The following is a 21,664-nucleotide window of genomic DNA, read 5'->3' as shown; positions in this document are numbered from 1 at the left end:
TGCGAACGGAGTCGGTCAGCCGGCGACCGGCGCGATGACGCGCGCGACGAGATCACGGCGCACCAGCTTCCCGGTGTCGGTCCTGGGCAGTTCGTCCATGAACACGACCTCGTCGGGTGTCCGCGAACCGCGCAGACGTTCCCGGCACCACACCCGAATCGCCTGCGCGTCGGGATGCTCGGTGGCCACCGGCACGATCACCGCGCAGATCCGTTCGCCCCATTCGTCATCCGGAATTCCGATCACGGCGACCTCGCGCACCGCGTCGTGCTCGACCAGTACGTCCTCGATCTCGGCCGGCGCGATGTTCTCCCCACCCCGGATGATCGTGTCGTCGGCGCGGCCACCGATGTAGAGGTAGCCGTCCTCGATACGGCCGCGATCACGTGTGGGGAACCAACCGTCGGCGTCGAGCGCGGACCCCTTCCCCATGTACTCCCCGCTGACCTGGGCACCACGAACCCACAGCAGGCCGGTCGCACCGTCGGCCAGCACCGCGCCGTCCTCGTCGCGGATCTGTGCCTCCATGCCTGGTACGACCCGCCCCACCGAGGACAACCGGTCGCGCAGTCGCGGATCGGCCAGGGCTTCGCGATGGTCTTCCGGGCCCAGCACGGCGATGGTCGAACTGGTCTCGGTCAGCCCGTAGGCGTTGACGAATCCGGTGTCGGGAAAGGCCACGAGAGCGCGTTCGAGTACCGGCTGCGGCATCCGGGCCCCGCCGTAGGCCAGCGAGGTCAGTTTCGGCGTGTTACCGGGCGCGCCGTCGAGGTACTCGACCACCCGCGCCAGCATGGTCGGGACCACCATCGCACTGGTGATCTCCTCGCCCCGCACGGTATCCAACCAGGTGCGGGTGTGAAATCCGGTAGATGCACCATCCGGCGGCCGGCGTACACATTGCTGAGCACCGCGCCCATTCCGGCGATGTGATAGGGCGGGGTACTCACCAGCGTCGCGTCGTCCTCGGCCGCGGATCCGAACTCGACGGTGTTGAGCAGGTAGGACAGCAGATGCTGGTGCCGCAGGAGCACACCCTTCGGCGCCGAGGTGGTACCACTGGTGAACAGCACGACGGCCGTCGCGTCGTCGGGCGCGATCGAGTCGGGCGCGGGGTCGGCCGAGCGGGCGAGTTCGAGGAACTCCGCACCGGTGAGTACGACATCGGCCGCGCCCTCGAGTTTCGTCCGGTATGCCGGGTCGGTGACGATCAGTGGTCGCTCCAGTTGCCCGACGAGGTCGCGGAGCTGTTCGGTGGCCAGCCGGTAGTTCAACGGGGCGAGCGGCACACCGGCCCGGGCCGAGGCGAAGGTCAGGACCGGGAGCACCGGCCCGTTGACGCCGACGAACACCAGGTGCGCGGCGTCGTGTGCGGCCAGGATCGTGGCACCACGGGAGGCGAGATCGCCGAGCTGCCGGTAGGTCGTCCCCGCGGCACGACGCCCCATGGCGAGTCTGTCCGGATGGACCGATGCGGCCATGTCCAGAACCATTTCGATACCCATTGCACCACCTGGTGAGAACGCTTGGATTGTTGATGTGCACCCGAGGTGCGGAGCCGTACGCGGCAGCAAGCACCGGGCCCGTCCGCGGCTAACGATAACAACTATGCGCCGGAATTTGAAGAATCCATGATTATGGTTCGTAGGAAATGTGTAAGCTCCGTGATCGGGAACCCCCGGTCGCATGCTGCGCCGGCCCGCCGTCGCAGTAGATACAGGAAGGCACGAGGTGGATCGATGAGGGATCAGGACCCGATGGACGTCGCCGTATCGACGTCATGGCTCGACCACCACGGGGTCGGCGCCGGGCCCGTCACCGATGTCGTCCGACTGACCGGGGGCACCCAGAACATCCTGATCAAGTTCACCCGCGGGGGCGCGGATTACGTGCTCCGCCGCCCACCGCTGCACAAACGCCCCAACAGCGACGAGACGATGCGCCGGGAGGCCCGGTTGCTCGCCGCCCTCGCAGGCAGCGCGGTACCCCATGCCCGGCTCGTCGCCGTCTGCGAGGACCTCGACGTCGCGGGCTGCGTCTTCTTCGTCATGGAAGCGGTCGACGGCTTCACCGCCACCGCGGAAATTCCCGAACCGCATGCCTCCACACCCGAGCTACAGCATGCGATGGGTCTGTCCATGGTCGACAGCGCCGCCGCCCTGAGCCTGGTGGATCCCGCGGTCCTCGGCGAAACCCAGCTCGCTCGCGCGGACGGATGGATCGACCGGCAGGTCGGCCGCTGGCGCCGCCAGCTCGATTCCTATCACGACCTCGACGGCTGGCCGGGTCCACAACTCGACGGCGTCGAGGAGACCGGTCGGTGGCTGGAAGAGCATCGGCCGAACCGGTGGCGCAAGGGATTGATCCACGGCGACTACCACTTCGGCAATGTCATGTTCCGCCGCGACAGCCCGGCCGTCGCGGCTGTCGTCGACTGGGAACTGGGCACGGTCGGCGACCCGCTCCTGGACCTGGGGCATCTGCTGGCCACCTGGCCCGACCCCACCGAGACGCGCACCGTCGGTCTCGCGCGGCAGCTCGACAGCCTGCCGGAACGCGACGAGCTCATCGCCCACTACGCCGCCCGCAGTGGCCGCGACCTGTCCGATTTCGACTGGTATCAGGTGCTGGCCTGTTACCGGCTCGCCATCATCCTCGAGGGCACCCACGCCCGGGCGTGCGCCGGGAAGACCGACCCCGCCCTCGGTCGCCGCTTCCACGGCGTCGCCCAAGCGCTCCTCGACCAGGCCCGCCGGTTCGTCCGGTCCTAGTCCGCCCCATCCGACTGAAAAGGACACCCCCATGGCCGAAGGCCCACTCGATACCCCGGTGGCCTACAAGTACCTGCGGTACGAAACCCACGACGCGGGCACGATCGCCCGGATCGTGCTGAACCGCCCGAAGTACCGCAATGCGCAGAACCGCGGACTGCTCATGGAGCTCACCGAGGCGTTCCTGCGCGCCGAGGCCGACGATACGGTCCGCGTCGTGATCCTGGCCGGCGCCGGCCCCGTCTTCTCCTCGGGCCACGATCTGGGCAGTGCCGAATACCGCGCCGAACGCGAACCCGGCCCGGACCAGCACTGGTCGTTCACCTGCACCGGCGCCACCTACGACGCGGTGGAATCGCGCCTCCACCAGGAATGGCACTACTTCTACGAGAACACCCGCCGGTGGCGGAAACTCCGCAAGATCACCATCGCGCAGGTGCACGGCAATGTCTTCTCCGCGGCCCTCATGCTCACCTGGGCCTGCGACCTCATCGTCGCCGCCGAGGGCACCCAGTTCGCCGATGTCGTCGCGACCCGGCTGGGAATGTGCGGGGTCGAATACTTCGGCCATCCCTGGGAGTTCGGCCCGCGCAAGGCCAAGGAGCTGCTGCTCACCGGCGACTGCCTGGATGCCGAGGACGCACGCGCCCTCGGCATGGTCAACAAGATATTCCCCGCCGCGGAACTGGACGAGCGCACACTCGAATTCGCGCGCCGCGTCGCCCGGGTACCGAGTATGGCGGCACTACTGGTCAAGGAATCGGTGAACCAGAGCCAGGACGCCATGGGTTTCTCCACCGCGCTCGAGGCCTGTTTCTCCATCCATCAGCTCGGCCACGCGCAGTGGACGTATCTGTCCGGAGGCGAAAGCCCGGTCGGGACTCCTGAACTCGGCCTGCCCGATTGGAAGTCGGCGCCACCGGTACAACGGGCGGATCCCTACCGCCCGTGAGCACCGGCGGCGCGCCCGGCAGGCAGCCGCCCCGCCCCGCTCTGCCGGACCGCCGCGCGTGCATCGGGTACGGCCGCGCGGTCGACGACGAAAACGGCTCCGCGGAGTCGGATACGCATCATGCCGAAGGCGGAGGCAACCGTGGTCGCCTCCGCCTTCGGCGTGCGGATCTTCGGATGGCCCGCCGGTCAGCTGCGGGTACCCCACGCGATCGGCGTATCCAGCACCTCGGGATAGTGCTTCTCCTCGTACCGCCAGATCGCGTCGATATGTTCCTCCATGGCCGCCAGTGCCGCGGCAGCGTCTCCGGCGGCGACCGCGCGATAGATCTTCTCGTGGATATCGCAGGTCGCGACCCGGTGCCGTTCCGGATACTCCATTCCCACCGCCGAACCGTCGAGCATGTCCAGCAAGGCGTGGATGAGATAACCGAACAGCGCGTTACCCGAACCTTGCGCGATGGTGTCGTGGAAGACCCGGCTCATCTCGACGAAAACCTCTTCGTCGTCCAGGTTTTCGCGCATGGTGTCGACCGAGTACTTCAGCCGGGCGAGTTGTTCCTCGCTGATCCGGTCGGCGGCGAGTTTGGCCATCATCGGTTCGAGGGCCGTGCGGGCTTCGACGATCGTCCGGAAGGGCGCGTTCTCGAACTGCAGCAGCAGCGTGATGGCCGTCGCGAGCCCCATACCGTCGGGCTGCTGCACGATCGGACCGCCACCGGGGCCGGGTTTGAGCGCGATGACGCCCTGGAGTTCCAGGAACCGCAGCGACTCGCGCAGCGTGCCGCGGCCGATATCGTAGTCCTCTAGCATCACGCGCTCGGGCGGCAGTTTGTCGCCGACCTTGTTGCCCCGTTTGTTGATGCCCTCGACGATCCGCTGCGCGACCAGCATCGCGGTCTTCTGCGGACGAAGCCCTGGCTGTCCCATGACACGTACCTCCATACGGTAAGGCCGCTCCCCGCACCCACTGGAGTTCGAAGCCCCGACAATCTATGATTATGTTTACCTCATTTTGGGTCCGAACACCATATTGAAGGGTCCACATCCCACCAGAAGTCGGCGCTGTCCGGAAACGCGCGCCGCCGCGCGCACCACCCTCGACGCTCGGGCCGTTACTCCGTACGCGGGCTTATGCTTCCGGTCCGCTCTTCTCGCGGATCTCGTCGACCAGACCCCACGCCCGGGCCCGCTCGGCGCCGAGCGCCACACCGGTCACGAACAGATGCAGCGCCCGCCAGCGGCCGATCCGCCGTGGCACACTCACCGTGCCCCCGGCGCCGGGGATCAGCCCCATCGCCACTTCCGGTAAGCGGACCACGGTATCGGGCGCCGCGACCACCCGTCCGGCGAACGCGGAGATCTCGATACCGGCTCCGACACAGTGCCCGTGCAGCCGGACCTCGATGCGGTCGGCGAGCCGGGCCATCAACCGGGCGGCACCGCCGCGGGTACGGATGAGGTGCGCGGTCGCGATATCCGGCGTGTGGCCGAACTCGTCCAGATCTCCTCCGGAACAGAAGGACGACCCCGCACCGTCCAGGACGATCCGACCGAACGCGTCGGCGACGACCGCGGTACGCAGCGCCTCGACCAGGCCGTCCCGTAGCGCCGTCCCATAGGCATTGCGCCGTTCCGGCCGGTTGAGGGTGATCCGGAGGGTGTCGCCCTCGGCCGACAGCAGGACCGGCGGCGTGGCGGGCGGCGGCGGCAGCGGCCGGTCCAACCGGCGCCGTTCGTCGAGCCAGGCGCCGAATTCGGCACCGCCCTGCAGCGTCGAGTACGCCAGCGATTCCACATCGATCGCCGCGGCCACCGGCAGACCTTCCGAGGCACGCAGCACCTGCCCGGCGATATACGACGCCTGCGGAGACCGCTGCACACAGGCGAGGAATTCGGTGCGCGCGCGATCGACGTCCGCCACACCCACGACCGAGCGGTCCGCGGTCTCGGCGGTGGCGTAGGTCAGGTCCAGCGCGGCGGTCAGGGGCGCCAGGCCCGGGGTGATCACGCCGGAGCAGGTCCCGACCGCCGGGCTCCCCCACTCGGCCAGCCGGGCCGCGGCGGTTCGCGCGGTCGCCGCGTCGGCGCCGTCCAGATCGACGAACACCACGGGCTCGAGCAGCGTCACCGGGTCCAGGACCGATTCCGGGAGAGCGCCACCGGCCACTTCCGCCGCGGTAAGCGTGCGCACGTCCATATCCACCGTCCCTGACTCGTCCGTCGGAACGTAGCAGGGGTCGGCCCGGGTACCTCGTTCACCCGGTGTACGAGGACGCTGGGAAGGGCGCGAGGGACAGCGGAGACGTCGGTCGTCCGACTGTCCCGGCCGCGACCGAACCTCGGCGGGTTCCTGCGCTACATCCACGCGTGCTACCTCGCACGGGCACTCACCGATGCCCTCGACCTTGCCGGGAAGCCGCGTCGAGCGCCGACCCCGTGGCCGTGCGCGCACCGCCCCGAAGGCCGCCACAGGAGCGAAGAGCCCGTGCCCACCGCTGATCGAGGTGCGCGCTTTGCGTTCCGGCTGATCGCAAACCTGTCCGGCCGGGAATGGGAGCGCTTGGATCGAGAGCAGCAACCGAGGTCGGCCGCGAAGCGTCGGCCGGCCGTTCCATCCGGGCTGGTATCCGGTCGGCCGTCCCACCGGTTGTCGCCGGCGGGTGACGGCCGCGGGCAACGGGCGACCCGGCGCAGAGATCTCGGAGGAGCACCACATGGCAACGCAGGCAACCGCGGCGACCGACGACGACACGTTCCGCGCCGACTGGCAGGAGTGGCATCGGCAGCAGCAGGCGCGGCTGGCCGCTCCGCACGGATTCCTCGCGGTGACCGGCCTGTACTGGCTGACCGCGACACCGCAGCGGTTCCCCGACGCGCCGGGCGCCTGGTCCACCGGCGCCGACGGTGTCACCGTGGTTCTCGACGCGGGCGAGGAACTGGTGATCGACGGAACCGTCCGGCGCGGCACGCACCGGTTCGGAACCATCCCCGAACGCGGCGGTGTCGAGGCAGTGTGGGGCGCGGCCGTGATCGAGGTCGCCACCCGCGGCGGACGCGATATCGTGCGCCCGCGGCACCCGGACAACCCGTTGCGCACAGGATTCCGCGGTACGCCCGCTTACCCACCGGATCCGAAATGGGTGGTCACCGGACGCTACACCGCGTTCGCCGAGCCGCGGCCGACCACGGTCGGCGCGGCCGTGGAAGGGCTCGAACACGTTTACGACGCCCCCGGCCGGATCGATGTCGAGTTGGCCGGGCAGACGGTGGGCTCACTGCTTTTCCCGGGAAGACACCGGGCGCGCTGACGGTGCTGTTCACCGACGCGACCTCGGGGGTCACCACCTATGCCGCCAATCGCGTCCTCCAAGTGCCGCCGCCGGGCGCGACGGGAGCGTGATCCTGGACTTCAACCGGGCCGTCAACCTGCCCTGTGCCTACACCGATCTGGCGACCTGCCCGCTGCCCCCGGCGGAGAACCGGCTGCCCGTCGCGATCGAGGCGGGCGAGAAGATTCCCTACGAGCGCAGCTGACCCGATGAGCGCGTCCACCCCGCTCGAGAACCTGTCGTTCCTGACGCCGGGCAACTACCTCGACGAGAACCCCGCCGCCGGGCTCGAGGACACCCTGCGGCTGTTCGAATTCGGCGAACAGCTCGGTTTCGACGGCGCGTGGATCCGGCAGCGCCATCTCGAGCACGGCGTCGGGTCGGCGGCCGTATTCCTCGCCGCGGCCGGACAGCGGACCCGCCGGATCCAACTGGGGACTGCCGTGATCCCGATCGGCTACGAGAGTCCGTTCCGGCTGGCCGAGGATCTGGCCTTGGCCGATGTATTGTCCGGAGGGCGGCTGCAACCCGGATTCAGCGCGGGCATTCCACCGCATGCCGAGCTCATCGGGGATCTCGTCTTCGACGGCGACTGGCGCGGCTACGACCTCTCCTATGGGCGGATCGAGCGGTTGATCGACAACCTGCGCGGCGATTACCTGGGCCGACCGGACACCGTGATCCACTCGCCCGGCACTACGCAACGGCCGCGGCTGCAACCACACGCTCCCGGGCTGGTCGATCGGCTCTGGTACGGCGGTGGCAGTACCCGATCGATGCGCTGGGCCGGTGCGCGAGGAGTGAACCTGCTCACCGGCAATATCGTGTTCGGGGAGCACAGCGACGATTTCACCACCGCCCAGCAGGGTCTGATCGCGGAATACCGCCAGAGCGTCGACCCGGCCCGGCCGGCCCGGGTCGCGGTGGGACGGGTGATCGTCCCGTTCGACAGCGCCGACCGCACCACCCGCGAACGCTACCGCGGCTACGCGGCCGCGCGTTACGAGCGGACCCGGGCCCCGCAGGGCGAGCGGCGCATTCTGTTCGCCCCGGACCTGGTGGGCACCGCGGAGCAGATCCTCGATCGGCTGCGCGCCGATCCGGTCGTCGCCGCCACCAGGGAATTGCGGCTGGAACTGCCGTACGAATTCCACCGCCGCGACTACGAGCAGATACTGCACGACACCGTCGAGTACATCGCGCCACACCTGGGCTGGCGGCCGTCGAATGAACTGGTCTGACCACTTGACCTCTGACCAATAGTCGGGCTACCGTCCGGGGTATGGCACTCAAACGGATCGCCCGCCGGTCGGTTCCGGACGAGATCTACGACCAGCTCGTCGACGACGTCCTCACCGGCGAACTCGCCCCCGGCTCGACGCTGCCCGCCGAACGTCAGCTGGCGGAGGCACTGGGCGTCTCCCGGCCCACCGTCCGCGAAGCGGTACAGCGGCTCGCGCGGGCCGGACTGGTGGAGATCCGCCAGGGCGGCAGCACCACGGTTCGCGATCCGCGCCGCTCCGGCGGCCTCGAGCTGCTGCCGCGGTTGATATTGCGCGACGGCCGACTGGACCACTCCGTGGTACGCAGCATTCTGGAGACCCGAGCGGCTCTGGGCCGCGAGGTCGCCGGCCTGGCCGCGCGACGCGCCGGTCGGGCGGCCGGACCGGCGCTGGCGGCAGCGGTGGACACGCTTGCCGACGGAGACGATCCGCTGGCGCGCCAGCGCGCGGCGCTCACTTTCTGGGATCACGTGGTCGACGCCGCCGATTCGATCGTCTACCGCCTGCTGTTCAACCAGCTGCGCACCGTCTACGAACCCGCCATGGCGGCCCTCGCCGGCGTCATGGACACCGAGGTGGGGCAGCCCGGCCGCTACCGCGCGCTCGCCGAGGCGGTCACCACCGGTGACACCGACGCCGCCCGCGCCCGCGCCGACGCACTGCTGTCCCTGGCCACCGCGGAATTCGACAGCCTCCTGCACCGATTGGATCAGACGTCATGAATCTCTCGCACGCGCTACGCGCCCGGCACCGTCGGTACACCGAGATCGACCGTCTCGCCCAGGGGCGCCTGGCCGCCGACGAGGCGACCGCCGCCCGCCGCACCCGGGAGTCGCTCGCGGACGTGTTCGCCTCGTTCCGCCGCGCGCCCTCGCCGTGGGTGATCGCCGCGCTGCTGGTCTCCGCCGCCACCGCGCGGATCCTGGTGGGCGACTGGCAACTCGCCGACGCCCTGGTTCCGATACTCGTGGTGGCCACCTTCCCGTTCACGGAATGGGTCATCCACGTCTGCGTGCTGCACTGGCGGCCACGCACCCTGGGCCGGTGGCGGATCGATTCACTGCTGGCGCGTAAACATCGCGAGCATCATGCCGATCCACGGATCCGGGAACTGGTTTTCATCCCGTGGCAGACCTTCCTGTGGCTGCTGCCCGCCCTGGCGACCATCGCACTACTGGCGCTCGGCCGGCCGGGGCCGGGCCTGACCTTCCTGATCACCGTGGGCGTACTCGGACTCGTCTACGAATGGACCCACCTCCTCGTGCACACCGACTACCAACCGCACAGCGCGATTCTGCGCGCCGTGCGCCGCAACCACCGGCTGCACCACTTCAAGAACGAGCACTATTGGTTCGCCGTCACCACCGCCGGAACCGCGGACCGGATCCTGGGCACCTATCCCGATCCCGCCTCGGTCCCCAACTCCCCCACCGCGAAAGCTCTGCACAGGCCACGGGTCGCCTAGCGTTCGGGGCGCCGTCGGCACCGCATCCGGGGTCTCGGCCCGCCGACGCCGGCCCGATATGCCGTCCAGCGCTGCCACCACCGCGAACCCACCTACCGGGCCGCCGACTCGCCACCGATGGAATACTCGGTCGCGACGACGGGCGATACCGTCGGCGCTCGCGTCCAGGGCCCGTTCGGCCCGGCCGAGCGTCATCGAAAAAGCATGGACCACACAGGGTCACTGATCATTCCCAGACCTTGTCGATACCTCTGATCCGGCCCGGCGTCGGTTCACGCCGACCGGAGATCGATACCCCATATGCCGACGGTGGCAACCGACGCGACCGGACCGGACTCGGACGTGGTAGCGACGACAGGAACCCCGGAAACCACCATGGGCACGGCCGGCCCCGCCATCGGACGACGTGGTCACGCGGTACCGGATGTACAGCCGGACGCGCCACAGGGTAGTAGTGAAGTCACAGCTTCACGGCGCCCGGGCGGTTCAGGATTCGACCTGCACCGCCGGGGCAACCGGTTCTTCTGCAGGTTCCACTCCCACAGTTCCGAGGATGGCGTATGCACCGATTTCCCGGTCAGAACACGAGCACGGCACCGCACGACATCGCCTGCCGCATCGAAGATCTACTCGACGAGCAGGCCCGGGTGGTCGATGAACTGCTCTCCGCCGAGGCGGCCTACATCGAAGCGGTGGCCGCGGCCCGGGAAGCGGGCCTGCTGCGCCGGTCCGAGGTGGCGGAGGCCCATGACCGGTTGCAGGGGTGGGCCATCTCCAATTTCTCGAATCGCTGGCACAGGTTGGTGGGCGTGGACCCGGCGAGTACGCCCGCGGCGCGGGCAACAGCCTCCCCCGGCGGCGAGGGCGCCCATGCGACCGGGGTATCGCCGCAACGGTGAACACGAGAGCCGAACCGATTCTCCCGATGCGTCGATTTTGCATCGTTCTGCGCGTAGGCTGAAAGACCGAACGGCGGATATTTCAGCTCGCGCCGCTGCCGGCAACGGAAGCGGACGGCAATGTCACCGAAGTCGAGGGAGACCGTCATGCTCCACTGCACTGCCACCCGCTCACTCGGGCTGCTCGTGGGCCTGGGCGCGGTATCCGCGGCGATCCTGCTGACCGGTCCGACAGCGGCGGCGGCACCGCCCGCGTCCTGCCCGGCGGCAGGACCCGCCGTCGCCCGCGCCGACAGCGACGGCGGGTCCTGCTCGGCGACCGGCGCGGCGGGTGGCGCGGCCGCCGCCTACGGTTTCGACGGGGCCGCGCGAGCCGACGCCGCCCCGACGAGCCTGTCCCTGGCCATCGCCCAGCACGGCGGGACGGCCACGTCCACCGCGCAATTCCTCTCCGGCCCGGCGGCCGTCGCGGTAGGCCCCGGCGCCCGGGCGACGACGACGGGCGAGCGGCCGGGGTTGTCCCTCGGTATCGCCGGCCCCGGAGCCTCGGTCGACATCACCGGGACAGCCACCCCCACCTGCACCGGCGGGCCCGCCTTCGCCGGAGATTTCCAGACCTGGCAGGGATGCCTGTCCCTGGGCTGAAATCGGCCCCGAGCGCGTGCGCCGGCCGGCAGGAGCCCGGCAGCACACCGTGCCCGGCCGACAACCGGAAAGAGATGAGACAGTGACCCGGTCCGGTACCGAAACCGAGTGGACGGTCGGCGCGGTGGCCAGAAACCTCGGCGTCCCGGTCGCAACGCTGCGCAGCTGGCACCAGCGCTACGAGTTGACTCCCCGGCCGCACCGACCCGGCGAGCACCGCCTCTACACCGCGGGTGATGTGGCGGTACTCAGGCGCATGGTCGATCTGGTGCGCGCGGGCATCGGCCCACGCCACGCGGCCGCGGCGGCCCGCACCGCGGCCCCGGCCCGCCCTGCCCCGGGAAATACGGCACCGATGATGGCGGCGGCCGCCCGGCTCGACACCACCGAACTCCTGGACCTCCTCACCGCCCATATCTCGCATTTCGGCGTGACGGCGACGTGGAACAGACTGTGCCGGCCCGCGTTCGCCGAACTGATCGAACGGCAACGCCGGGGGCAGGGCTTGATCGAGGTGGAGCACGCCTTGTCCGGGGCGATCGCCACCGCCCTGCACCGCGCGGTGCCGCCGGTACGAACCACCGGCCGGCTCCTCCCGGTACTGCTGGCATGTGCCGGCGGTGAGTGCCATACCCTTCCGCTCGAAGTTCTGCGCGCCGCGCTGGCCGAAGACGGCATCCCCGCGGTACTACTCGGCGCCTCGGTGCCCGGCGGCGCACTGGCCGGCGCACACCGCTACCCCGTGGTGGTGCTCTGGTCCCAGGTGCCGAGGACGGCGTCGACTCCACCACTGCCCGCGGGAAGCCGGATGCCGGGACTGCTGCTTCTCGCCGGGCCCGGCTGGACGGCTCGCACGACTCCCGGGGGCGCGCGGCGGGTGGGCACGCTCGAAGAGGCCATCCACCTGATCGGCCGGACCCCGGACCGGAATCACCACTGAACCCGGTCTTCGGCACCGCGGATTTCTCGACCGGCGAATCGGTTGCGCATCGTTCGCCCGCCGGCACCGGGATCGGCACCGGACAGTTCGGAGTTCGCGGGACTGCGCTACCGGGCGCGGTCGTAGACCATCGCCGTCTCGCCCAGCTCGCCGACTTCGTGCCGGGTCAGGGTCCATCGCGTCGCGGGCAGGCCGTCGTCGAAGAGTCGCTGCCCGCCGCCCGCGATCTCGGGGGTGATCATGAGATACAGCCGGTCGATCAGATCCGCGGCCAGGAGCGGCTTGATGACGCTCGCACTGCAATTGACGAGGATATCGCCCGAGCCGTTTTTCGTCAGTTCGCGTACCACCGTGGCGGCCGGCGCGTTCACGATGCGGGTGCGCTCCCAGGGCGCGGTGTCCAAAGTGGTGGACAGCACCACTTTTTCGGTATCGACCAGCCACTTCGCGTATCCGCGGTCGCGCGGGTCGGCACTGTCGTCGGCCGCGACCGCGGGCCAGTAGCCGAGAAAGCCCTCGGCATTGCGGCGCCCGAGCAGCGCCGTCGTCGCCCCGTCCCATATGCGGCTCAGGTGACGCCGGGCCACCTCGGTCGCGGCGTAGGAAACGATCGCGCCCAGATCCCCGGGGCCACCCGGCCCGCTGTAACGCCCGTCGAGCGTGAGATTGATATTCGCGGTGACGGACCGCCGGCCGGTTTCTGTCATGATTGCGCTTCCTTTTCGCTGTCGTGCCCAGGTATTTCGATGCCGCCGACGGCGGCGGCGAGATTGTTCAGTACCTGCTGCCAACCGGTTTCGATTCCGGCGATGAACGGGACCGCTTCGGTATCGGTGTCGGTGAGCGTCAGGCCGAGTCGCAGGTGGGTGCCCGCCTCGGCCATCGTGAGGGCCAGGTCGTAGTGCCCGGTGAACAGGACCGCGCCCGCCGGATCGAGAACCGACAGCCGGAATTCCAGCCGCTCGGGCACGATGGCCGCGGTGACCTCACCCGCGGAGCGGTAGCGCCGCCCCTCGGCATCGCGATAGTCGAGCACCACACGGCCGTGCGGTACCGGTTCCAGCGCGCAGTCGGTGACCGTCATGGGCGACGGAGCCCACCAGGACCCCAGCAGGTCCGGCTCGACCCAGTACCGCCAGACGACATCGCGATCCGCGGGGAGCACCCGGTCGAAACAGAACCTGCGCCCGTCGGCCCACCGATCCCGGTCCGCCAGCGCGGCTTCGGCATCGATCGCGGCGCGGTATCGGGCGATCACGGCCCGCTCCCCCGCCTGCGCCCCGGCGATACCCACCAGATCCGCGAGGCGGCGCGCGAAGGCGTCCAGTGGCTGCGTCTCGATCGCGTAGACGCGGCGCTGGCCGAGCGGGAAAACCGTGACCAGTCCGGCCTGAGCGAGGGTCCGCAGATGCTTGGTGGTCTGCGGTTGGCGTAACCCGGTGAGCTCGGCGAGTTCACCCACCGACCGCGGACGCTCGGCCAACAGCTCGAGGAGACGCCAGCGCGCCCCGTCGCCCAATGCTGAGGCTATCCGATCCATGAATCGAGTATTCACCATAGTGAATATTCATGTCAAGGAATATTCACGGCATTGCCACTGCGCCGCGACTCGGCGGGCGCATCTGCGCGGACTCCCTCACCCCCTCGCCTACCCCCCATGTGGACACCGTCGTCGGGTCGGTGGTCAGCCGGACCCCGCGTTACGCACCCGCCGGACGGACAGCCGGGCACGCGCGTTCCGAGACCGCCCTCTCAGCGACCAGGCCGACACACCTCGCGCGAGGACGGTTCGAAACCCGTCGATCGAGGAACGCTCGGCCGGTCCCCGGGAAGCTGTCGCTGCCGCGTCGTGCAGCTCGCGTTCACGGGCCCTGCAAATAGGCGACTATTCCGCCGATCAGCGCTTTCAGCGCGTCGTCGAGGTCGCCGTAGGTACCCAGGGTGCGCTCGGAGGTGATACCTCGCATCGCTGCCGGGATGAGGGCGGCCACCTGCCGCACCTTCACCGGGTCCAGCTCCATATCGGCGAAAGCGCGCTGACAGGCCTTGTCCCAGTTCGGTTTCCACGATGCCAGTTCCGCGGCGGTGCGCGGATAGTCGCGCTCCAGTTCCGCGTGCTCTCGCGGCAGGGCAGCGCGCAGTGTTTCGATGGCCAGCGATTCCGGCCGGCGCAGCCCGCCGGCCATGGCGTCGATCATGGCGGCCACCCGCTCGTGCAGGGTGCCGTCCGGTTTGATCCCGGCGGGCAGATCCCCGCGCTTGTCCGCGGTGTACCGCAGGACCGCCGCCCACAGGCCGTCGATATCGCCGAACTGGTACTTGATCACTCCCCAGGTGGCGCCGATATCGCGGGCGATCCGGTTGCCGGAGACCGCCGCGGGATCACCGGTGGCCAGTGAGGCGATCGCCGCCTCGAGCATGCTCTCCCGGGACTGGATCCCGCGCCTGTTCGCTCGTCTTCCGCCCACCGCCGCTTCCGTCACGATGGTCGACTTTACGCGCCCTGAGCAGGGCGATCCAGTTTCACCAAGCCCTCTTGTATTCTTTCAAAGAGGCTTCTATGCTCGGGAGCGCCACGTGACCGGCGTCATATACCGGCGCATCCACGGTGCCGTGGCCGCGCCCGCTACAGCCCTCGATGCCTGGAGGATCGCGATGGCAAAACCACCACTGCCGATGGAGCCGACGGGCTGGTTCCAGGTGGCCTGGTGCCGGGAGATCGGCGTCGGCGCGGTCCACCGGATGAAGTACTTCGGCCGCGAGATGGTGGCCTGGCGATCGACATCGGGGCAGGTCACCGTATTCGACGCCTATTGCGAGCATCTGGGCGCGCATCTCGGCTACGGCGGCCGGGTCGAGGGCGAGAACCTGGTCTGCCCGTTCCACGGCTGGGAGTGGAATCGCGAGGGACGCAATGTCTGCATCCCCTACGAGAGCCACCCGAACAAGGGCCGCCGCATCCGTAGCTACCCGGCGGTGGAGCGTAACGAAGGCGTCTGGATCTGGTACGACGTCCACGGCCAGGCACCGCATTTCGAGGTCCCCGATATCTTCGCCGCGTTCGGCGACGGCAAAACCGCCGCGGACTACTATCCTCCGGTGCCCGCGGCCACGCTCTACCGGCCCGGGCTCGAACTGCACCCGCAGTACGTCATGGAGAACGGTGTCGATTTCGCGCATTTCAAGTACGTACACAAGACCCCGTTCGTGCCGGAGTTCACCCGCCACGACTTCTCCGGTCCTGTCTCCTACGTCGATTTCACCATCGCCTTCGACGAGGGCGTGGCCCGAGACCAGGTGAACAGTGGGGTCGAATCGATCAATGCCGGACTCGGCTGCTCGATCACCAAGAGCTGGGGCATGGTCGACAACCGCACCATGCCCGCGGTGACCCCGGTCGACGAGCGCACCTCCGATGTCCGGTTCACCGTGTGGATCGGCCGCAAACCCGGCGACGACAGCACGGAGATCAGCACCTACGGCACGGCGATGGCCGGTTTCGTGATCGAGCAGTTCGAAGCCGATATCCACATCTGGGCGCATCAGCGCTACTCCGACCCGCCCGCGCTGTCGCGCAAGGAATACGCGGGTTTCCGGGCCCTGCGCGATTGGGCACGGCAGTTCTACCCCGATACCGGCGCGGCCGAATTCGTACCGAACGCGAACGCGGCCGGCGTATGACCGCGGACCCGAACCAGCAGCCTTCCCCGCAGACAGAAAGGCCCACCCATGAGCACCTCCGGCAAGATCCGGGTATTCCAGGTCGCGACCGGCAACCTCGGCACCGAGATGATCGGCCGCATCCGCGAGCACCCGGATCTCGAATTCGTCGGGCTGCACTGCTACACACCGGACAAGATCGGCCGGGACGCCGGTGAGATCGTCGGTATCGGGCCGATCGGGGTGACGGCGACCGGTACGGTCGAGCAGATCATCGAGGCGCGGCCCGATGTCCTCACCTTCCACGGCGTCTTCCCCGACGAAGATCTCTACGAGAAGGTCTTGGAGGCAGGCATCGATGTGGTGACCACCGCGGATTGGATCACCGGATTCCACCGCGACACCAACCACTCCCACCCGTCGGGCCGCAAGGTCAGTGAGATCATCCAGGCCGCGTGCGAGCGCGGCAATTCCACCTTCTACGGCACCGGGATGAATCCTGGCCTGGCCCAGATCCTCGGCATCGTACACACCGCCGACGTCGCCGCGATCGAGAACATCACCGTCACCGAATCGGTGGACGTCTCCTGCCACCATTCCGTCGGCACCTGGAAAGCGGTCGGTTACGGCCGCCCGATCGACGATCCGACCATCCCGGACTCGCTGCACAAATACACCGCGGTCTTCGCCGATTCGGTCTACCTGATGGCCGACGCGTTCGACCTCGAACTGGACGAGGTCACCTTCCGGTACGAGCTCGGCGCCTGCACGAAGGACATCGACTTGGGCTGGTATTTCCTGCCCAAGGGCTCACTCGGCGCCAACTACATCAAGTACCAGGGTCTGGTCGACGGCGTGCCGCGGGTGGAAACCCATCTCGAATGGCAGATGACCCCGCACACCGATCCGGCGTGGAATATCAAAGGCTGCTACATCACCCAGATCACCGGTGATCCCAGCATCTACAGCAAGCATATGATCTTCCCCCGCAAGGGCTTCGACCTGTCGAATCCGGAGAACTTCGCCTCGATCGGGATGACCGTCACCGGATTACCGGCCCTCAACCGCTGCGCTCGGTGGTCGCCGCGCGTCCGGGCATCATCACCAGCGCCGATCTCCCGCTGCGCGCCTTCGCCGGACGCTTCGATCTCCGACCGGAGCGGTAGCGGGCGCCGCCGCGAATCCCCGCTGCCGGACCGTGACAGGAGGAGACGCCGCCCGGGAATCGTGGGTCGAGGGCTCAGCCGAGCAATCCCCGGGCAGCGGCGTAACCCAGCGTCGCCGCGACCAGCCCGGCGGCCACACTCCCGGCGGCGTAGCCGATCGCGTACCGATGGGCACGCTTTTCGGTCAGGCGGACGGTCTCGTAGGAGAACGTGCTGTAGGTGGTGAAGGCGCCGCAGAATCCGGTGGCCGCCAGCACTGTCCACGCGGCCGGTAGGCCCGCACCGGTGACCGCTCCGAGGACGAGACATCCGGACACGTTGACCACGAAGGTGCCCCACGGGAACCGGCCGTCGTGCCGCGCCTGGACGACTCGGTCCAACAGGTAGCGCAGTGGGGCGCCGACCGCGGCCCCGGCGATCACCAGCAGTACGTTCATCACGCCCCTCGGCTGCCGGCGCGGCGAGTGAGACCGATTCCGAGCGCGCATGCCGCGACCGCCGCGCACAGGGTGGACACCAGATAGGCGGCACCGATCCAAGCGGTATCCGGTTCCAGCAGCGCCCGGATCTCGTTCGCGTAGGTGGAGAACGTGGTGAATCCGCCCAGTACACCGACTCCGAGAAACGGGCGGGCCAGCGGATGCGCCGGCCGCAGTTCGGTGACCACCACCATGAGGACACCGAGCAGGAAACTGCCGCTGACATTGATGACGAACACCGCCCAGGGGAACCCACCGGCCGGGGTGGGCCAGCACAGGGTCAGTCCGTAGCGGCCCAGCGCGCCGAGTGCGCCGCCGGCGGCGACGACCGCGAGAATCGCGCCATGGGACGCGGCGAGTTCGGCGCGCTGCGACGGGTCCCGCAGATCGATGTCGGGGTCCACGGGCAGTGACCGTCCGTGGACCGACTGCGGATCATCGGGCACAGTGTTCTCCTACTCCACAGCCGCCCGGGCCGGGCGGGGTGGCGGGGTAGAGACTGTCGGCGGAGGAGCTGTCCGCGCTTGTTCCGGTCCGGAGACCGGAGCGGCGAGTCCCACCGCCGCGCGCCGGGGTCCAGCGGCGCGCGCTCCGCTCCCGCCGCGCGGATGGCCGCGCCGGACGCGAGCCGCTCTGCCGCGGGCCCGTGACACCGGCGGGCCTCACGAGCCCGCGTACCAGCCGATCCGGCACGTGTCGTCGACCGGCCGGGCGATGGACCAGAGACGGCGGAACCGGGAGGCCGCGATCTTCCAGCGGCCGTCCTCGAGAACGTAGGTGTCCTCGTATTCGCCGGTGGATAGCGTATCCGTGTGGTCGAGCAGGTTCACCTGACGGAACTGCATGGTCCACTGGCCGGTGGCGGTACCGTCGGCGTGCAGGGTGATATCGGGATGCATCCCGTGGTGCATATCGAGCACCACATGGTCGCCGTCGACCCGGCGCAGGGCGATGGATTCGAAGACGGCGGCCATTCCGTCCGCGTCCGAGACTCCCAGCTCGCCGTAGTCGAGCACGGACCCCTCGGTGACGAAACAGTCCCGGAAACGGCCGGGATCCTTGGCATCGCAGGCCCGGAAATAACGGTGTTTGAGCGCCTTGATCGCCTCGATCGCTTCGAGCACGGTGAGTCGGTGGTCCGATTCGGTTCCGGGTGACGGTGATCCGGGCATAACGGCCTCCTCGTTCGACGGCCGGTATCCGTGGCGCTGCGCCGGCCCCGGCCGAACCGGCTCGTATCGCATCACATCACATCACCACCGCACGGTGCCGCCCCGGCTCACCGGAGTCCTCGCCCGGCCGACCGGGGCATGGCGATCATCCACGCCGCGCCACCGTCGTGCCTCCCGAGGAGATGCCCTACCGCGCGGATCGGCGCCTGCCGACCGAGCCGGCGGGCAACAGGTTCGTCGCGGCGGCATGTAAGGCGGCCGAACGACCGCCGGTGCGCGTATGGTGGGGCGATTGCCGGACCGGTCGTTCCACCGGGCTTGCGTGTACGCCCCGCCGGTTCGCGAAGGTTCCCGGGTCCTCGACACGGGTGAGCGGGAAGGGCAAGGAGTTCCACCCGGGCTGCTCGACCGATGGACTGCTCGCGAAAGGTGGTAACGATGAGCGCACCCCACCGGGACGTGGTGGACCGGCAGCCGGGTACACGACCCGCTGCGCGATGACCGGAGATATCGCGACGCGCCGGTGGCACGACTTCCGCGGCTCACGGTTCTTCCCGGCCACCGTGATCATCGGCATACTCGCCTGTGCCGCCGCCCTTTTCGCCGGCTCCTACACCTATGCCACCGCCAACCGAAGCCGGAATACGTGCCCATCGCCGTGGTCGGGTCGATGCCCGCCGCGCAGGTGGCGCAACTGGAAGCCGAATTGGCGACCGCGATGGGCAGTGCGCTGCGGGTCCATCGGTTCGCCGACCACGCGAGCGCCTCCGCCGCGCTCCAGGAACAGGAAGTGTTCGCCGTCGTCACCACCTCCCCGGCCGACGACACGGTGACCCTCGAACTGTCCAGTGCCTCCGGCCAGACAGTGGCGACCGCTCTCGCGCAGGGGCTGCCGCCGATCGCCGAACACGCCGGGTACACCGTGCGAGTCGAGGATCTGAATCCGCTGCAGGCGGGGGACCCACACGGACTCACCATCTTCTACATGACGATCGCCTCGGTCGTCGTCGGATTCGTCGGCGCGGCGCAGCTCGGGGTCAACGCGGGGGATTTGCGCCCGGGCGAACGCATCGCCTGCACCGCGGCCTACGCGCTACTCGGCGGCTTCGCCATCGTGGCGACCGTCGATTGGCTCCTGGGCGCCCTCGAACTCCCATTCCGTTCGTGGGCGGTGCTGGCGCTCACCATGTTCACCTGCGGCATGGTCTTCACCATGTTCCACGCCCTGTTCGGACGATGGGCGATCCTGCCGACCTGGGGCATCATGATCCTGCTCGGCAACCCGACCTCCGGCGGCTCGGTGTCGTGGCCGCTGCTTCCCCGCCTGCTCGCGACGATCGGCGGGTGGCTGCCACCGGGCGCATCGGTGAATGCCCAGCACACGGCCGTCTACTTCCCACACCATCAGCACCTCGGCCCCTGGCTGGTGCTCGCGGGATGGTCGGCGGTCGCGGTCGGGGTGTTCCTCGCCGCCCAGCGACGATCGGACAATCGGCGACCCGCGGGCGCCGCGGCGAGATGAGGAGGACGGTATCGATCCCCGTGGCGTGGGTGCGGAAGGTCCCGGCACGACCGCACCCACGCGCGGAACCCGGCTCAGGCCGTGAACACGACTCCCGCACCGGGGATCACCGCGGTGGACTGCGGCGGTGCCTGGTATTGCTCGCGGCTGTGCGTCGCCGTAACCAGCACGGGGCCCGCACCGGTCACCACCGGCGCGCTGGTGGGCAGCGCCGCGGCGTACTTCTCCTCGCCCGGGACGTCGATCCCGTTCCAGTGCCGCAAATCGACACTGCCCGCGGCGCCGGTGTTCAGGTTCCGCCAGTGCACGGTGATCCAACGGTAGTTGTATTGATAGTGGTAGGGCGCCGGAACCGGGACCGAGAAGGTGACCGTCCCCGGTTGTTCGCCCGTCGTCCCCACCACCGAGATCGTCTGCAGCACTCCGCCGGGAACGGCGCCGGGGCCGATTTCCGGGCCGGTCACCACCGGGATCGGCAACGGGGTCACCACCGGGGCCGCGGCGGCCTCTCCCACTGTGTAACCCAGCGCCGACGGCGCCATCAGTGCGGCGATCAGCACGGTTCTACGCATACGAGACATACGATCCTTTCCTCGGTGAACAGGCCCCCTGGTGCAGCGGATCCGCGCGGCAGGGGCTGGAGATCCGCGCGGTGGAGCGAAACCGACCGCCCCCGCACGCGCGGTCGACAGTATCCGAGCCGGCTGTCGTGGACGCGGAAACGACCGACCGACAAGGTTTCACATCGAGCCGGCGGTACCCGGCGGAAATGCTTTGCCCGTCTCCGGCCCGTCTGCGAGCATCTGCGGATGCGCTCCTTCGACGATCTCGTAGCCGAAGCCGAAGCCGCCGAAGTCGACGGCTGGGGCTTCGCGTGGCTCGACGGCCGGGCCACCGAGGAGCGGCCGCCCTGGGGTTACGCACGGCAGCTCGCCCGCCGGCTGGCCACCGCCGGGTCGGCCCGGCCCGGCATCCCGTTCGCCCGGACTGGCCCGAGATCCACCGTGTCCTCACCGACGGGGGGCACTATTTCGCCCAGCATGTAGGTCCGGGTTCGGCGTTCGAGTTGATCGAACGCTTCCTCGGTCCACAACCCGAGCAGCGCACGCGGCGCGACTCCGCCCGGGAGGCCGCGGCGGCCGAAGCCGCCGGACTGACCGTGACCGGCCTGCGCACCGCACGCTGCCGGATGGAGTTCCTCGATATCGGCGCCGTGGTATGGATCCTGCGCAAATGCGTCTGGTGGGTCCCCGATTTCTCCGTCCATCGCTACCGGGACACCCTGGTGGAACTCGACCGGGAGATACGCGCCGGACACCCCTTCGTCGCATTCTCGACCCGGCATCTCATCGACGCGGTCCGGTGATCCGCACGTCCGG

The 21,664-nt window shown here is 69.1% G+C and carries 19 protein-coding genes and 4 pseudogenes; 13 read left to right on the top strand and 10 right to left on the bottom strand.

The window, feature by feature from the left end; all coding sequences use genetic code 11:
- Positions 1–15: 15 nt before the first annotated feature.
- A pseudogene (locus tag ABZV91_RS11250) lies at positions 16–1,505 on the bottom strand (class I adenylate-forming enzyme family protein).
- A gap of 234 nt (positions 1,506–1,739) precedes the next feature.
- On the opposite strand from ABZV91_RS11250, the gene ABZV91_RS11245 reads away from it, so the two are divergent.
- Together ABZV91_RS11245 and ABZV91_RS11240 are read left to right on the top strand one after the other, a co-directional pair.
- Entirely contained in the window at positions 1,740–2,771 is a 1,032-nt protein-coding gene (locus ABZV91_RS11245) for a phosphotransferase family protein (RefSeq protein WP_355238936.1), read from the top strand.
- A 31-nt stretch (positions 2,772–2,802) separates the two neighbouring features.
- The gene (locus tag ABZV91_RS11240; RefSeq protein ID WP_355238933.1) at positions 2,803–3,723 is read left to right on the top strand and encodes an enoyl-CoA hydratase; all 921 of its coding nucleotides are present in this window, start codon (positions 2,803–2,805) and stop codon (positions 3,721–3,723) included.
- Between the two features lie 188 nt (positions 3,724–3,911).
- Here the strand turns inward: ABZV91_RS11240 and ABZV91_RS11235 are convergent, their stop codons facing one another.
- Together ABZV91_RS11235 and ABZV91_RS11230 are read right to left on the bottom strand one after the other, a co-directional pair.
- Positions 3,912–4,652 carry an FCD domain-containing protein gene (locus tag ABZV91_RS11235; RefSeq protein WP_355238930.1) on the bottom strand — a complete coding sequence of 247 codons (741 nt, stop codon included), beginning with the start codon at positions 4,650–4,652 and terminating at the stop codon, positions 3,912–3,914.
- 202 nt (positions 4,653–4,854) lie between these two features.
- The gene (locus ABZV91_RS11230) at positions 4,855–5,922 is read right to left on the bottom strand and encodes an enoyl-CoA hydratase/isomerase family protein (protein ID WP_355238927.1); all 1,068 of its coding nucleotides are present in this window, start codon (positions 5,920–5,922) and stop codon (positions 4,855–4,857) included.
- A gap of 517 nt (positions 5,923–6,439) precedes the next feature.
- Here ABZV91_RS11230 and ABZV91_RS11225 point away from each other — a divergent pair.
- The 7 genes and pseudogenes from ABZV91_RS11225 to ABZV91_RS11195 all read left to right on the top strand — a co-directional run bounded on the left by ABZV91_RS11225 (position 6,440) and on the right by ABZV91_RS11195 (position 12,286).
- Positions 6,440–7,259: pseudogene (locus ABZV91_RS11225) on the top strand (DUF1684 domain-containing protein).
- Positions 7,260–7,263: 4 nt separating this feature from the next.
- On the top strand, positions 7,264–8,295 hold the full coding sequence (locus ABZV91_RS11220) for an LLM class flavin-dependent oxidoreductase (RefSeq protein WP_355238924.1): 1,032 nt from the start codon (positions 7,264–7,266) through the stop codon (positions 8,293–8,295).
- A 41-nt stretch (positions 8,296–8,336) separates the two neighbouring features.
- On the top strand, positions 8,337–9,059 hold the full coding sequence (locus ABZV91_RS11215; RefSeq protein ID WP_355238921.1) for a GntR family transcriptional regulator: 723 nt from the start codon (positions 8,337–8,339) through the stop codon (positions 9,057–9,059).
- The gene (locus ABZV91_RS11210; RefSeq protein WP_355238919.1) at positions 9,056–9,802 is read left to right on the top strand and encodes a sterol desaturase family protein; all 747 of its coding nucleotides are present in this window, start codon (positions 9,056–9,058) and stop codon (positions 9,800–9,802) included. The genes ABZV91_RS11215 and ABZV91_RS11210 overlap by 4 nt, the downstream gene beginning before the upstream one ends.
- A gap of 560 nt (positions 9,803–10,362) precedes the next feature.
- Complete coding sequence (locus tag ABZV91_RS11205) at positions 10,363–10,701, top strand: hypothetical protein (RefSeq protein ID WP_355238916.1); 339 nt, start codon at positions 10,363–10,365, stop codon at positions 10,699–10,701.
- Between the two features lie 147 nt (positions 10,702–10,848).
- Positions 10,849–11,346: a DUF6764 family protein gene (locus tag ABZV91_RS11200; RefSeq protein WP_355238913.1), complete on the top strand. Its 498-nt coding sequence runs from the start codon at positions 10,849–10,851 to the stop codon at positions 11,344–11,346.
- Between the two features lie 82 nt (positions 11,347–11,428).
- Positions 11,429–12,286, top strand: a complete 858-nt coding sequence (locus tag ABZV91_RS11195; RefSeq protein WP_355238910.1) for a MerR family transcriptional regulator — start codon at positions 11,429–11,431, stop codon at positions 12,284–12,286.
- A 107-nt stretch (positions 12,287–12,393) separates the two neighbouring features.
- Here ABZV91_RS11195 and ABZV91_RS11190 read toward each other — a convergent pair whose 3' ends face one another.
- The 3 genes from ABZV91_RS11190 to ABZV91_RS11180 all read right to left on the bottom strand — a co-directional run bounded on the left by ABZV91_RS11190 (position 12,394) and on the right by ABZV91_RS11180 (position 14,769).
- A complete protein-coding gene (locus ABZV91_RS11190) occupies positions 12,394–12,993 on the bottom strand; it encodes a dihydrofolate reductase family protein (protein ID WP_355238907.1) in 600 nt (199 codons plus the stop codon).
- A complete protein-coding gene (locus tag ABZV91_RS11185) occupies positions 12,990–13,826 on the bottom strand; it encodes a metalloregulator ArsR/SmtB family transcription factor (protein WP_355238904.1) in 837 nt (278 codons plus the stop codon). The genes ABZV91_RS11190 and ABZV91_RS11185 overlap by 4 nt, the downstream gene beginning before the upstream one ends.
- A 322-nt stretch (positions 13,827–14,148) precedes the next feature.
- Positions 14,149–14,769: a TetR/AcrR family transcriptional regulator gene (locus tag ABZV91_RS11180; protein WP_355238903.1), complete on the bottom strand. Its 621-nt coding sequence runs from the start codon at positions 14,767–14,769 to the stop codon at positions 14,149–14,151.
- 172 nt (positions 14,770–14,941) lie between these two features.
- On the opposite strand from ABZV91_RS11180, the gene ABZV91_RS11175 reads away from it, so the two are divergent.
- Both ABZV91_RS11175 and ABZV91_RS11170 read left to right on the top strand, forming a co-directional pair.
- Positions 14,942–15,967, top strand: coding sequence for a Rieske 2Fe-2S domain-containing protein (locus ABZV91_RS11175; RefSeq protein ID WP_355238900.1), 1,026 nt, complete (start codon positions 14,942–14,944; stop codon positions 15,965–15,967).
- A gap of 48 nt (positions 15,968–16,015) precedes the next feature.
- Positions 16,016–17,112 (top strand): annotated as a pseudogene (locus ABZV91_RS11170) (dihydrodipicolinate reductase).
- A gap of 74 nt (positions 17,113–17,186) precedes the next feature.
- On the opposite strand, the gene crcB reads toward ABZV91_RS11170, so the two are convergent.
- The 3 genes from crcB to ABZV91_RS11155 form a co-directional block, all read right to left on the bottom strand.
- On the bottom strand, positions 17,187–17,549 hold the full coding sequence (crcB, locus tag ABZV91_RS11165; protein WP_355238897.1) for a fluoride efflux transporter CrcB: 363 nt from the start codon (positions 17,547–17,549) through the stop codon (positions 17,187–17,189).
- Entirely contained in the window at positions 17,549–18,037 is a 489-nt protein-coding gene (locus tag ABZV91_RS11160; RefSeq protein ID WP_355238894.1) for a CrcB family protein, read from the bottom strand. Before ABZV91_RS11160 ends, crcB begins: the two co-directional genes overlap by 1 nt.
- 216 nt (positions 18,038–18,253) lie before the next feature.
- Positions 18,254–18,763 carry a nuclear transport factor 2 family protein gene (locus ABZV91_RS11155; RefSeq protein ID WP_355238891.1) on the bottom strand — a complete coding sequence of 170 codons (510 nt, stop codon included), beginning with the start codon at positions 18,761–18,763 and terminating at the stop codon, positions 18,254–18,256.
- A gap of 646 nt (positions 18,764–19,409) precedes the next feature.
- Between ABZV91_RS11155 and ABZV91_RS11150 the strand changes: the two genes are divergently transcribed.
- Positions 19,410–20,285, top strand: a complete 876-nt coding sequence (locus tag ABZV91_RS11150; RefSeq protein WP_355238888.1) for an ABC transporter permease — start codon at positions 19,410–19,412, stop codon at positions 20,283–20,285.
- A 74-nt stretch (positions 20,286–20,359) separates the two neighbouring features.
- Here ABZV91_RS11150 and ABZV91_RS11145 read toward each other — a convergent pair whose 3' ends face one another.
- A complete protein-coding gene (locus ABZV91_RS11145; protein ID WP_355238885.1) occupies positions 20,360–20,857 on the bottom strand; it encodes a hypothetical protein in 498 nt (165 codons plus the stop codon).
- A gap of 237 nt (positions 20,858–21,094) precedes the next feature.
- Here ABZV91_RS11145 and ABZV91_RS11140 point away from each other — a divergent pair.
- Positions 21,095–21,651 (top strand): annotated as a pseudogene (locus ABZV91_RS11140) (SAM-dependent methyltransferase).
- Positions 21,652–21,664 lie beyond the last annotated feature (13 nt).

Source organism: Nocardia sp. NPDC004568 (genome assembly GCF_040609955.1).
GTDB lineage: Bacteria > Actinomycetota > Actinomycetes > Mycobacteriales > Mycobacteriaceae > Nocardia.
Note: the sequence above shows the minus strand (reverse complement) of the source record. Positions and strands in the feature narration are given on the sequence as shown.

Bases quoted from the DNA above. Each gene is read 5' to 3' on its own strand.
- ABZV91_RS11245 (WP_355238936.1), top strand. From the start codon at position 1,740: ATGAGGGATCAGGACCCGATGGACGTCGCCGTATCGACGTCATGGCTC.
- ABZV91_RS11240 (WP_355238933.1), top strand. From the start codon at position 2,803: ATGGCCGAAGGCCCACTCGATACCCCGGTGGCCTACAAGTACCTGCGG.
- ABZV91_RS11235 (WP_355238930.1), bottom strand. From the start codon at position 4,652: ATGGGACAGCCAGGGCTTCGTCCGCAGAAGACCGCGATGCTGGTCGCG.
- ABZV91_RS11230 (WP_355238927.1), bottom strand. From the start codon at position 5,922: ATGGACGTGCGCACGCTTACCGCGGCGGAAGTGGCCGGTGGCGCTCTC.
- ABZV91_RS11220 (WP_355238924.1), top strand. From the start codon at position 7,264: ATGAGCGCGTCCACCCCGCTCGAGAACCTGTCGTTCCTGACGCCGGGC.
- ABZV91_RS11215 (WP_355238921.1), top strand. From the start codon at position 8,337: ATGGCACTCAAACGGATCGCCCGCCGGTCGGTTCCGGACGAGATCTAC.
- ABZV91_RS11210 (WP_355238919.1), top strand. From the start codon at position 9,056: ATGAATCTCTCGCACGCGCTACGCGCCCGGCACCGTCGGTACACCGAG.
- ABZV91_RS11205 (WP_355238916.1), top strand. From the start codon at position 10,363: ATGCACCGATTTCCCGGTCAGAACACGAGCACGGCACCGCACGACATC.
- ABZV91_RS11200 (WP_355238913.1), top strand. From the start codon at position 10,849: ATGCTCCACTGCACTGCCACCCGCTCACTCGGGCTGCTCGTGGGCCTG.
- ABZV91_RS11190 (WP_355238907.1), bottom strand. From the start codon at position 12,993: ATGACAGAAACCGGCCGGCGGTCCGTCACCGCGAATATCAATCTCACG.
- ABZV91_RS11185 (WP_355238904.1), bottom strand. From the start codon at position 13,826: ATGGATCGGATAGCCTCAGCATTGGGCGACGGGGCGCGCTGGCGTCTC.
- ABZV91_RS11175 (WP_355238900.1), top strand. From the start codon at position 14,942: ATGGCAAAACCACCACTGCCGATGGAGCCGACGGGCTGGTTCCAGGTG.
- crcB (WP_355238897.1), bottom strand. From the start codon at position 17,549: ATGAACGTACTGCTGGTGATCGCCGGGGCCGCGGTCGGCGCCCCACTG.
- ABZV91_RS11155 (WP_355238891.1), bottom strand. From the start codon at position 18,763: ATGCCCGGATCACCGTCACCCGGAACCGAATCGGACCACCGACTCACC.
- ABZV91_RS11145 (WP_355238885.1), bottom strand. From the start codon at position 20,857: ATGCGTAGAACCGTGCTGATCGCCGCACTGATGGCGCCGTCGGCGCTG.